The sequence below is a fragment of the uncultured Dechloromonas sp. genome (genome assembly GCF_945957265.1).
GTDB lineage: Bacteria > Pseudomonadota > Gammaproteobacteria > Burkholderiales > Rhodocyclaceae > Azonexus.
Map to the genome: position 1 here is coordinate 53,197 of NZ_CAMFKO010000015.1, position 11,526 is coordinate 64,722.

Sequence of the window (11,526 nt, forward strand, 5' to 3'; positions counted from 1 at the left end):
TGAGCCGAGCGCCGGCGCAGCGTCAAAACTGAACCGGCGCTCCACTGAAAACACTGCCAGGAGCCCATCATGTCGCCCTCACCCATCGCCTCCCGTGAAGCCGCGCTGCGTATCGCGTTGGCTGCCCGCGCCCTGAACGGCCTCGACGTCAAGGCCTTCGTCGGCGCCCTGATCGAAAAGCTGGAACCGCCGCTCACCGAGGCCAAGCTCGGCAAGCTGACGGTCGAGGACCTGCGCGTCATCCTGGCCGGCGATTTCGCCGAACAGGGCTGCCACGTCGGCGTCGAAGCCGAGCAGCTCAAGGAAGCCGTCCGCCTGCTCTGGGGCCAGGGCATCGCCCACAGCGACTTCCCCGGCATCGAGGCTTATGCTGACGGCGAGATGCCCGGCTCCATCCGCGTCGCCGTCGCCGCCAACCGCGGCGAGAACCTCGACGGCCACTTCGGCTCCTGCGACCGTTTCCTCGTGTATCAGGTCGGCCGGCAGGCGATCAAGCTGATCGACGTGCGCAGCACCGCCGAGGCCGACAGCGCCGAGGACAAGAACGCTGCCCGCTCGGCCCTGATCGGCGACTGCCAGATCGTCTACATCCAGTCCATCGGCGGCCCGGCCGCCGCCAAGGTGGTGCGCGCCGGCGTCCATCCGGTCAAGAAGCCGACCGGCGGCCCGGCCCGCGAAGCCCTGGCCGAACTGCAGGGGCGCCTGTCCAGCCCGCCGCCGTGGCTGGCCCAGATCATGGGCGTGCCGTCAGCCTCGCTGGCCCGCTTCGAGGAAGAACTGGAAAACGAGGAATCGGCATGATCACCCCCGCCATTCTCGCCCGGGTCGGCGAAGCCGCTCTGCTCGACGCCCGCGCCGCCTCGCTGCGCCAGCGTTTTCCCAAGCTGCACTTCAGCGAATGCAGCGAGGACGACGTGTCGCCCCGCTACCATGCGGCCTTCACCGTCGACGGTTACGACCTCTACCTGATCACCGGCGCCAGCGGCCACTGCCTGGAACTGACCAACGATTCCGGCAGCGCCACCGGCATCCTGATTGCCAGCAAGGTCGATGACGAGTGAACCGGGCACCGCCGGCGTCGGCAAGCTGGGCCTGTGCTCCGGCTGCAGCCACTATCCGGACTTTTTGAAGGCCGGGCGCTGCACGCCGGGCGACGCCTGCATCCGCGCCCACAGCGGCCGGCAGATCGACCGCTTCCTGCGCCAGAACCGCGACGAGGCAGCGAAATACCTCGACGACATTTTCTGGGAGCGGCGCGCCATCGCCGCCCGCTATGCGCCCATAGCCGCCATCGACCACCTGAAGTCCGACCCCGACGAGGTCGTCCGCCGCGTCGTCGCCACCCGCCTGCCGATCGAACAGCTCGCCGGCATGATCGGCGACCCGGACCGCGAGGTGCGCCTGTCGGTCGCCACCCGGCTGCCCGAAGCGCTGCTCGTCCGCCTGCTCGACGACGGCGATTACCTGATCCGCGCCACCGTCGCCCGCCGCCTGCCGCACGGCCAGCTGGCCAAGCTGGCCAGGGACGGCGAGCGCGAGGTACGCAAGGTCGTCGCCTCGCGCCTGCCGCCCTTTGCGCTGCACCTGCTGGCCGGCGACGCCGAACCGGAAGTGCGCGCCATCGTCGCCGAGCGCGCCCTGCCCGGCCTGGCCGCCACGCTGCTCAACGACCCCGAATGGTGGGTGCGCCTGGCCGCCGTGGGCAACGCACCGCTCGAATTCCTGCCGCCGCTGACCGAAGACCCCGAGGTCGAAGTCCGCGAGGCTGCCCAAGCCCGGCTCGCCGAGTCGGAAGCTGCCTAAGAGCCTGTGAAATATTCATTCACGCCCGCTCCCCGCGCCCAGACGAGCCCGCTCGGCGTTGCAAATGCTCGCCATAGGCCAAGCTATGGCTGTGCTTTGCGCCTTGATCGTGCACGCCCGGGCACGTTGCTCGGCCGCGCCCGAATAATTCACAGACTCTGACCCAAGGAAAAATCATGAAGGAAACCCTGGCCTGGACGGAATACTGCAAGTCGCTGTCGCCGGCGATCGTCGAAACCTGCGCCAAGGCAGCGGTCAGCGCCGGCCCCGCCGCGCTGGTCAAGGCGCTGGGCCACGAAATCCCCGACTGGAAATTCCGCCACAGCTTCGCGCGCGGCGGCTGGTATCGACTGGGCGGCCTGATCGACGATGCCGGCAATCGCCTGAGCGACAGCCTGGAAACCTGGGTCGAGCAGGAACTCGACGCCCGCGACGGCGACCTGCACCGGCTCGCCGACGACTACGCCGAGCGCACGCTGTTCGCCACCCGCCTGGTCGGCCAGACGCATTACCTGGTCGCCTCGGAAGGCGACAGGCACGACGGCTTCCTGCAACTGGAAATCGAGGACCTGCAGGAAATCCGCGCCCACCGGCTGTTCGCCAACGATCCGGGGAGCGTGGAAGAACTGGTCGATCCGCGCGGCGGCAAGGAAACGCCGCTCCCGGTCGGCCTGCCTTTCTACGCCTTCCGCCGCCTGCAGCACATCGGCGCCTTCCTGAACCGCATGCGGGTACAAAAGCCGGAACCCGCCCCCATCCACCGCATGCTCGAGGACTGGGCAAAAAGCAGCGCCGGCAGCACCAGCGCCTGGTGCAACCACTGGGTCATCGCCACCCGCGAACACCTCGACCGCTACCACCAGGCGGTATTCCGCGCCCAGCCCATCGCCACCCTGGCCGGCGACCCGCCGGAATTCGAAGCCGCCCAGGGCATCAGCGGGCTGAAACTGCAGGAAAGCCTGAGCCATTTCGACCGCGAAGTCGGCTACCCGATGGCCTGGTACTTCCACATGCTGAGCGGCAAGGCAGTGCCGCACTGGGTGGCGCAGACGGCCGTGGAGGACGCCCTGGCCGGCTTCGCCTACCTGCCGCAGAAGGACGTGGACGTGGTGCGCGGCTGGCTGCACCGGCCGTACGCGCCGTAGGGAATGCGCGCGGCGATGCCGCGCCTGGCACGGGCAGGAATCTTTACGACATTTTTACGAGGCAATTGCCAGAATGATCAGCGTTTTTATACGGGGTAGCCTAGTCTGTCGCTACCCCAACTCCGGAAACGCGACATGGAATCGACTGCCCAGAACGCTCACGCATCGGCCCTCAAGAACCTTGGGCTGACGGTTCTCGCCTGCATCGCCACGACGGTCGTCGCCACCCCCCTGCTCGGTCATCTCGACCTGGCCAACATCGTCATGCTGTTCCTGCTGACCGTGCTGGTCATCGCCGTCAAGCTCGGCCGGAACGCCGCCGTGCTGGCCTCGATTCTCAGCGTTCTGCTGTTCGACATCTTTTTCGTCGCGCCGCGTTTCTCGCTGGCGGTCAGCGACATCCAGTACCTGGTGACCTTTGCGGTGATGCTGGTCACCGGGCTGACCACCGCGCATTTCACCTCGATTCTCCGCCAGAAGGCGAAAGAGGCCGAGCAGCGCGAGCAGCGCACCGCCGGCTTGTACCAGCTGGCGCGCCAACTGGCCGGGACACTCACCACGGAGCAGGTGGTCGACATCGCCGAAGCCTTCATCGGCCAGCAACTCGCCGCCCGGTCCTGCATCCTGGTCCCCGATGACAGCGGGCAGGGATTGCTCGCGGCCGGCACCGCCAACCCGCTGCCGATCGAAACCCGCCTGGCGACCGTTGCGCTGGAAAGCGGCCAGCTGGTGCGCAGCGAGGAAATCGGCGACATGGGCTATGCGCCGCTCTATCTGCCCTTGCGCGCCTCGATGCGCATTCGCGGCGTATTGGCCGTGCGCTTTGCCGCCCCGCCCAAGGAACCTTCCGCCGATACGATCTCCCTGCTCGAAGCGCTGGCTTCCCTGGTCGCGGTGGCCCTGGAGCGCCTGCATTATGTCCAGGTCGCCCAGGCGACCGAGGTGAAGATGCTGACCGAACGCCTGCGCAGTTCCATCCTGTCGGCGCTGTCCCATGACCTGCGCACGCCGCTGACCGCCATGGTCGGCCTGGCCGATTCGCTCTTCCTGGTCAAGCCGGCCTTGCCTGCCACCGCACTGGAAACCGCACAGGCCCTGCATGAACAGTCGGCACGACTGGCCGGCATGGTCGGCAACCTGCTCGACATGGCCCGCCTCAACGCTGGCGAAGTCACCCTGCGCCCCGAGTGGCAGCCCTTGGAGGAAGTGGTCGGCGCCGGGATCAAGCTGCTCGGCAATGCCCTGGCCGAGCACCCGGTCAAGGTCGACCTGCCGGCGGACTTGCCCCTCCTGCAATTCGATGCGGTCCTGATCGAGCGGGTGCTGTGCAACCTGCTGGAGAATGCCGCGAAATACGCACCGCCGCGCACGCCGATCGAACTGGCGGCCCGACGCAGCGGCGGAATCGTCGAGGTGACGGTCAAGGATCATGGCCCCGGCTTCCCCGAGCATCGGCGCGACGAACTGTTCAACATGTTCGTGCGCGGCCAGGCCGAATCCGGCAAGCCCGGCGCCGGCCTCGGCCTGGCCATCTGCAAGGCCATCGTCGAAGCGCATGGCGGCCATATCCGTGCCGAAAACCGGCCCGCCGGCGGCGCCTGCGTCAGCTTCACGCTGCCCGTCGGCAATCCGCCCGTCGTCGAGGAGGAAGCGGAATGAGCGCCGCCAAGGTTCTGGTCATCGAGGACGAGAAGCAGATACGTCGTTTCGTGCGGGCGGCGCTGGAAGAGGAAGGCTGCCAGGTGAGCGAGGCGGAAAGCATGGCGCAGGGACTGATCGAGGCCGGCTCCCGCCAGCCGGACCTGCTCATCCTCGACCTCGGGCTGCCCGATGGCAACGGCATCGACCTGATCCGCGACCTGCGCGGCTGGTCGAATATCCCGATCCTCATTCTCTCCGCGCGCTCCCAGGAAACCGACAAGATCGACGCGCTGGACGCCGGTGCCGACGACTACCTGACCAAGCCCTTCAGCGTCGGCGAGCTGCGGGCACGGCTGCGCGCCCTCCTCCGGCGGCGCAGCCGCAGCGGGGAGACGGCCTCCCCGGTCATCGAATTCGGCAGCATCGTGGTGGACCTGTCGCGGCGAACGATCAGCCGCGCCGGCGAAGCGGTGCATCTGACGCCGCTCGAATACCGCCTGCTGTCGGCCCTGCTGGCGCAACCCGGCAAGGTGCTGACCCAGCGCAACCTGCTGCGCGAGATCTGGGGACCGGCCTATATCGAGAGCAGCCACTACCTGCGGGTCTACGTCGGCCACCTGCGCCAGAAACTCGAAGACGACCCGACCCAGCCCCGACATTTTCTGACCGAAACCGGCGTCGGCTACCGCTTCCAGCCCTAAGGGAAAATCATGCACCAAGAACACGACAAGAAGCGTCTGGCGACGCTGACCCTGGCCGCCCTCGGCGTCGTTTATGGCGACATCGGGACCAGCCCGCTGTATTCGATCAAGGAGGTCTTCGGCGGCGCCCACCATCCGGTGCCGATCACCCCGGACAACGTGCTCGGCATCCTGTCGCTGTTCTTCTGGACGCTGATCGTCGTCGTCACGCTGAAGTACGTCTCCTTCATCATGCGCGCCAACAACAAGGGCGAAGGCGGCATCATCGCCCTGATGACGCTGGCCCTGCACAAGGGAACGCCCGGCACCTGGCAGCAGAAGCTGCTGATCACCCTGGGCCTGTTCGGCGCCGCGCTGTTCTACGGCGACGGGGTCATCACGCCAGCGATTTCCGTCCTGTCCGCCGTCGAGGGGCTGGAAATCATCACTCCGGCCTGCAAGCCCTACATCCTGCCGATCACCCTGAGCGTCCTGGTCGGCCTGTTCATCTTCCAGCGCCGGGGAACCGCCAGCGTCGGCGCCCTGTTCGGCCCGGTCATGCTCATCTGGTTCGCCGTGCTGGCGCTGCTCGGCGCCCTCGCCATCGTCGACAACCCGGCCGTGCTGGCCGCCATCAACCCGCTGCATGCCCTGCGCTTCATCACCGGCAATTCGCTGCTCGGCTTCTTTGCGCTGGGCGCTGTCGTCCTCTGCATCACCGGCGCCGAGGCGCTCTATGCCGACATGGGCCACTTCGGCGCCAAGCCGATCCAATACGCCTGGCTCGGCTACGTGATGCCGGCCCTGCTCATCAACTACTTCGGCCAGGGCGCACTGCTGCTGGCCGACCCGGGTGCCGTGGAGAACCCGTTTTACCGGCTGGCGCCGGAATGGGCCCTGCTGCCCCTGGTCATCCTGTCCACCATCGCCACCATCATTGCCTCGCAAGCGGTCATTTCCGGCGCTTTCTCGATCACCCAGCAGGCCATTCAGCTCGGCTACACGCCGCGCCTGGAAATCCAGCACACCTCGGAGCGGGAAATCGGCCAGATCTACCTGCCCGGCATCAACTGGCTGCTGCTGATCGCCATCGTCGCGCTGGTCGTCGAGTTCGGTTCGTCGTCGAACCTGGCTGCGGCCTACGGCATTGCCGTCACGGGAACCATGCTGATCACCAACATCCTGGCCATTGCCGTCGCCGTCCGCCTGTGGGACTGGAGCCCGCTGCGGGCCGTGCTCGGCGCCCTGCCCTTCATCTGCATCGACCTCGGCTTCTTCCTCGCCAACTCGGTGAAGATTCCCGACGGCGGCTGGTTCCCGCTGCTCTTCGGCCTGGCCATCTTCATCCTGCTGACAACCTGGAAGCGCGGCCGCGAGCTGCTCGGCGAACGCCTGTCCGCGGACGCCATGGCCTTGCCGCCGTTCATCGCCAGCATTGGCGAAGGCGGCGTCGAACGCGTCGCCGGAACCGCGGTATTCCTGACGCCCAACCCCCAGCTGGTGCCGCACGCCATGCTGCACAGCCTGAAGCACTACAAGGCCTTGCACGAACAGGTCATCGTCCTCAGCGTCGAAGTCTTCGACGTGCCTTACGTGCCCGATGTCGACCGGGTCGAAATACGTCGTCTGAGCGGAAACTTCAGCCAGGTCATCGTGCAGTACGGTTTCAAGGACGAGCCGGATATTCCGGCCGCGCTGGCACGCTGTCGCGAAGTCGGCCTGGAAGTGGACATGATGGACACCTCGTTCTTCCTCGGCCGGGAGACCCTGATACCGAAGCTGGGATCGGACATGGCCTATTGGCGGGAGCTGCTGTTTGTGGCGATGTTCCGGAATGCGGGCAGCGCCACCGCATTCTTCAAGATTCCGTCGAACCGGGTGGTGGAACTGGGTTCGCAGGTCGTCCTCTAGGGCATGTCCGCAGTAAGCGACGGGAGGCGGCCGCCATTCGCCACCTTCTTGTCGCGTTCCCGACACGACCCCGACAAGCGCCCCGCGACAGGATAAAAACAATAGTAAATTCAATGGGTTGAATACTGGCACCACCCTTGCTACGGAAGCAGCAAGGAGATTGCCATGACCCAGTCCTTCATCACCATCAACGACACGACCCTGCGCGACGGCGAGCAATCGGCGGGCGTGGCGTTTTCGTTGGCGGAGAAACTGGAGATCGCCCGCCAGCTCGCCGCCATCGGCGTGCCGGAACTGGAAGTCGGCATCCCGGCCATGGGCGACGAGGAGCGCGAATCGATCCGCGCCGTGGCCGACCTCAAGCTGGCGCCGCGCCTGATGGTGTGGAGCCGCATGCACCCGGCCGACATCGCCGCCTGCGCCGGCCTCGGCGCCCACCTGATCGACATCTCGGTGCCCGCCTCCGACCAGCACCTGGCCTACAAGCTGCAGCAGGATCGCGCCTGGCTGTTGCGCGAACTGCCCAGGTACATCGGCGCCGCGCTCAGCCTCGGCCTCGAAGTCGGCCTCGGCTGCGAGGATGCCTCGCGGGCCGACATGGGTTTCCTGTGCGCCCTGGCCGAAACCGCCGAGCGCGCCGGCGCCCGCCGCCTGCGCTTCGCCGACACCCTGGGCATCCTCGAACCCTTCGCCACCTACGACAGGATTTCCACGCTGTGCCGGCGCAGCGGCCTGGAGATCGAAATGCATGCCCACGACGACATGGGGCTGGCCACGGCCAACACCCTCGCCGCCTGCAAGGCCGGCGCCACGCACGTGAACACCACGGTCAACGGGCTGGGCGAACGGGCCGGCAATGCGCCGCTCGAGGAAGTGGTGCTCGGCCTCGACAAGCTGCATGGCATCGCCACCGGCATCGACCTCAAGGGCTTTCCGTCGCTGTCGGCCAAGGTGGCCGCCGCCTCCGGCCGCGCCATCCCGTGGCAGAAGAGCGTGGTCGGCGCCGGCGCCTTCACGCACGAAGCCGGCATCCACGTCGATGGCCTGCTGAAGCACCCGGACAACTACCAGGGCTTCGATCCGCGCGAGGTCGGCCAGGCGCACCGCATCGTGCTCGGCAAGCATTCCGGCTCGCGTGCCGTGCAGGTCGTCTATGCCGGGCTGGGCGTCGAACTCGGCGAAAGCGAGGCGCAGGCCATGCTGCCCCATGTCCGCGCCTTCGTCGCCGCACACAAGCACCCGCCAGAAACGTCCGACCTGCGCGACCTTCTGGCTTCGCTGCGGAGCCTCCACCATGTCTGAAACGATGACCATGACCGCCCCCTTGCCGTCCGCCCTGCCCACCCCCGGCCTGTGGGCCACCCTCAAGGAGGATCTGGCCTGCGTCTTCCAGCGCGACCCGGCGGCCCGCTCGACCCTGGAGGTGCTGACCACCTATCCCGGCGTCCATGCCATCCTGACCCATCGCCTGGCGCATCGCCTGTGGCAAGCCGGCTGGCGTTTCCCGGCCCGCTTCCTGTCCTTCCTCGGGCGGACGCTGACCAATGTCGACATCCACCCCGGCGCCACCATCGGCCGCCGCTTCTTCATCGACCACGGCGCCGGCGTGGTGATCGGCGAGACGGCCGAAGTCGGCGACGACGTGACGCTCTATCACGGCGTCACGCTGGGCGGCACCTCGTGGAACAAGGGCAAGCGCCACCCGACGCTGGCCGACGGCGTGGTCGTCGGCGCCGGCGCCAAGATACTCGGCCCCATCCGCATCGGCGAGCGCGTCCGCGTCGGCGCCAATTCGGTGGTGGTCAAGGACGTGCCGGCCGAGCGGACCGTCGTCGGTGTTCCCGGCCGGATCGTCGACACCCGTCTCGGCCCGGCACGCCTGAGCGAAGGCATCAACCTCGACCACAACGTGATGCCCGACCCGGTCGCCAAATCCATCGCCTGCCTGATCGAGCGCATCGAAACGCTGGAAAGGGAACTGGCCGAGCTGCGCCACGAACCGCCCCCCGCCGATCGCACCGGCGAATGCCGCAGCTGCTCCGCCGGCGACCTGTGCTGTGAACATGAAGAACTGCGTGAGGCCATGCACTGACATGGACCTGCTCGATTTCTCCGACTGCAAGCTCTATTTCGAGGACGCGCTGCCCGCCGATGCCGAGCGGCTGATCGCCCGGGCGGCGCAGGACTACGGCGACCCGGCGGCCGAACTGAGCCTGCTCCGCGCCCACCTGCTGGCGCCGGAACACCTGACCGTGCTGGTCAGCCTGTACCGCTACTACTTCTACCAGCACCGCCTCGACGACGTGCTGATCGTCGCCGAACACGCCAAGCGCGTATCCGCCCGCCACCTCGGCATGCCCGACGACTGGCGGCAGATCGACGAGGCCCGGCTCGGCTCGGCCGCCGCCACCTCCTTCGGCCTGCTCCGCTTCTACCTGCTGGCGCTCAAGGCCGAAAGCGTCGTCCTGCTCCGCCTCGGCCGCATCGCCGAATCGCGCGACCGGCTGAGCAAGCTGGCCGCGCTGGACAGCCGCGACCACCTCGGCGCCGCCAAGCTACTTGAAGTGGTCGACGAATTCCAGCAGGAAGGCCAGCCCGCAAGCGCCCCGGCCGACACCCCATCCCTCACCTTTGCCGCAGCCTGAGGAGGCATCATGGAAGACATCGCCCTGACCCTTGAAGAAGCCATGGAAGAACTGGTTTCGGCCGAGGACTTTCTCGATTATTTCGAAGTCCCCTACGAGCCCTCCGTCGTCCATGTGAACCGCCTGCACATCCTGCAGCGCTTCCACGACTACCTGGCCAAGCAGGCGCCCAACCTGCCGCCCGAGGAAGAGCAGCAGCGCGGCATCTACCGCCTGTGGCTGGAGCGCGCCTACCAGGATTTCGTCGAATCGAACTCGATCCAGGAAAAGGTCTTCGCCGTCTTCCAGAACCAGGCCCAGCCGGGCGGCGGCTTCAGCTCCTTCGTCTCGCTCGACAAGGTGTTCCGCTCATGATGAATGCCCGCTGGGACTACGGCGAGGCGGTGCGGCTGACCCGCAACGTCCGCAACGACGGCACCTATCCCGGCCTCGATCCGGGTGCCTTCCTCGTCCGCCGGGGCAGCATCGGCTATGTCGTCGATGTCGGCACCTTCCTGCAGGACCAGGTCATCTACTCGGTCAATTTCCTCGACGAGGGCAAGATCGTCGGCTGCCGCGAGGAAGAGCTGATCGGCGCCGACGAAGCCTGGACGCCGTCGAAATTCGAGTTCCGCGAAAAGGTGCGCGCCGCCAGGGGCCTCGCGGTGAGCGGCGAAACGCTGGTCGCTGCCGGCGAAATCGGCGAAGTGATCAAGGTCATCCGCGATGCGCCGGGCGGCGTCGCCTACCACATCCACTTCGACAGCCTGCCGGGACGCCTGCTGCAGATACCGGAAACCGTCCTCGAAGCAGCCGAGGCACGGGAGTAAGGCCATGCAAGCAGACGGCTACCTCGCCTTGAAGCTCTCCTGGGAACTGTTCCGCAAGGGGCCGGACGCCCTGAGCGAGCCGGAACGCCACCGGCTGGACGACGTGGCGCGCAAACAGGACGGCATCGAACAGCGCATCCTGGGCAGTGCCGAAGCGGCCCGCGTGGTCGTGCCGGCCGCCACGCTGGCCGCCCGGATTGCCGAAATCCGCCAGCGCTACCCGTCGGCCGACGAGTTCGCCCTGGATCTCGAACACAGCCGGCTGACGATGGCCGACCTCGAAGCTGCCGTCGAACGCGACCTGCGGATCGAAGCCGTGCTCGATAAAGTCGCCTCGACCGTGCCCGCCGTCAGCCTGGTCGATGCCGAAATCTACTACCGCCTGCATCCCGAAGCCTTCGAGCGCCCGGAAGCCCGCCGCCTGCGCCACATCCTGCTGACCTTCGACAACGACCGGGAAAAGGAAAAGGCGCTGCTGACGCTGCAAGGGCTGCGGAAAACACTGAAAGGCAGCGAGCGGTTTGCCGACGCCGCATTGCGCCACTCGCAATGCCCGACCGCCATGGACGGCGGCATGCTCGGCACGGTCAGGCGCCAGCAGCTCTACGCCGCGCTGGAGCCGGCGGCCTTCGCGCTGAAGGTCGACGAGATCAGCGCCGTGCTCGAATCGCCGATCGGCCTGCACATCATCCGCTGCGACGAAATCCTGCCCGACGGCAGGCTGCCCTTCGCCGAAGTCGGCGAAAAGATCGTCGAACGCCTGACCGACAAACGCCGCCGCGAGGCGCAGCGCGACTGGATCAAGGCGCAATGCACCAAAAAAACGGGGGCCGAAGCCCCCTGAAAGATGGCGGAGAACCCAACGCAGCAGGGCCCTCCGACCGCAGAGACA

At 67.1% G+C, this 11,526-nt stretch carries 13 protein-coding genes; all 13 read left to right on the plus strand.

All coding sequences use genetic code 11. From position 1 onward, the window contains the following. Positions 1–69: 69 nt before the first annotated feature. The 13 genes from Q0P59_RS09970 (at position 70) to nifM (ending at position 11,478) form a co-directional block, all read left to right on the plus strand. Entirely contained in the window at positions 70–801 is a 732-nt protein-coding gene (locus tag Q0P59_RS09970; protein ID WP_295006182.1) for a dinitrogenase iron-molybdenum cofactor biosynthesis protein, read from the plus strand. Then, on the plus strand, positions 798–1,061 hold the full coding sequence (locus Q0P59_RS09975) for a DUF6129 family protein (RefSeq protein WP_295006184.1): 264 nt from the start codon (positions 798–800) through the stop codon (positions 1,059–1,061). The genes Q0P59_RS09970 and Q0P59_RS09975 overlap by 4 nt, the downstream gene beginning before the upstream one ends. Continuing rightward, a complete protein-coding gene (locus tag Q0P59_RS09980; RefSeq protein WP_295006186.1) occupies positions 1,051–1,803 on the plus strand; it encodes a 4Fe4S-binding leucine-rich repeat protein in 753 nt (250 codons plus the stop codon). The genes Q0P59_RS09975 and Q0P59_RS09980 overlap by 11 nt, the downstream gene beginning before the upstream one ends. Positions 1,804–1,979: 176 nt before the next feature. Then, positions 1,980–2,948 (plus strand): hypothetical protein, encoded by a 969-nt coding sequence (locus Q0P59_RS09985; protein WP_295006188.1) that lies wholly within the window; start codon positions 1,980–1,982, stop codon positions 2,946–2,948. Positions 2,949–3,083: 135 nt separating this feature from the next. After that, positions 3,084–4,607 carry a DUF4118 domain-containing protein gene (locus Q0P59_RS09990; protein WP_295006190.1) on the plus strand — a complete coding sequence of 508 codons (1,524 nt, stop codon included), beginning with the start codon at positions 3,084–3,086 and terminating at the stop codon, positions 4,605–4,607. Next, the gene (kdpE, locus tag Q0P59_RS09995; protein WP_295006192.1) at positions 4,604–5,290 is read left to right on the plus strand and encodes a two-component system response regulator KdpE; all 687 of its coding nucleotides are present in this window, start codon (positions 4,604–4,606) and stop codon (positions 5,288–5,290) included. The genes Q0P59_RS09990 and kdpE overlap by 4 nt, the downstream gene beginning before the upstream one ends. A 9-nt stretch (positions 5,291–5,299) precedes the next feature. Beyond that, on the plus strand, positions 5,300–7,180 hold the full coding sequence (locus Q0P59_RS10000) for a potassium transporter Kup (RefSeq protein ID WP_295006194.1): 1,881 nt from the start codon (positions 5,300–5,302) through the stop codon (positions 7,178–7,180). A gap of 165 nt (positions 7,181–7,345) precedes the next feature. Further along, positions 7,346–8,482 carry a homocitrate synthase gene (nifV, locus tag Q0P59_RS10005; protein ID WP_295006196.1) on the plus strand — a complete coding sequence of 379 codons (1,137 nt, stop codon included), beginning with the start codon at positions 7,346–7,348 and terminating at the stop codon, positions 8,480–8,482. Positions 8,483–8,531: 49 nt separating this feature from the next. Continuing rightward, positions 8,532–9,272 (plus strand): serine O-acetyltransferase, encoded by a 741-nt coding sequence (cysE, locus tag Q0P59_RS10010; protein ID WP_366090589.1) that lies wholly within the window; start codon positions 8,532–8,534, stop codon positions 9,270–9,272. Continuing rightward, positions 9,256–9,825: a hypothetical protein gene (locus Q0P59_RS10015; RefSeq protein ID WP_295006200.1), complete on the plus strand. Its 570-nt coding sequence runs from the start codon at positions 9,256–9,258 to the stop codon at positions 9,823–9,825. Before cysE ends, Q0P59_RS10015 begins: the two co-directional genes overlap by 17 nt. Positions 9,826–9,834: 9 nt before the next feature. Then, a complete protein-coding gene (locus Q0P59_RS10020; RefSeq protein WP_295006203.1) occupies positions 9,835–10,179 on the plus strand; it encodes a nitrogenase-stabilizing/protective protein NifW in 345 nt (114 codons plus the stop codon). After that, positions 10,176–10,634, plus strand: coding sequence for a nitrogen fixation protein NifZ (locus Q0P59_RS10025; RefSeq protein WP_295006205.1), 459 nt, complete (start codon positions 10,176–10,178; stop codon positions 10,632–10,634). Before Q0P59_RS10020 ends, Q0P59_RS10025 begins: the two co-directional genes overlap by 4 nt. A 4-nt stretch (positions 10,635–10,638) precedes the next feature. Then, entirely contained in the window at positions 10,639–11,478 is an 840-nt protein-coding gene (gene nifM / locus Q0P59_RS10030; protein ID WP_295006207.1) for a nitrogen fixation protein NifM, read from the plus strand. Positions 11,479–11,526: the final 48 nt, after the last annotated feature.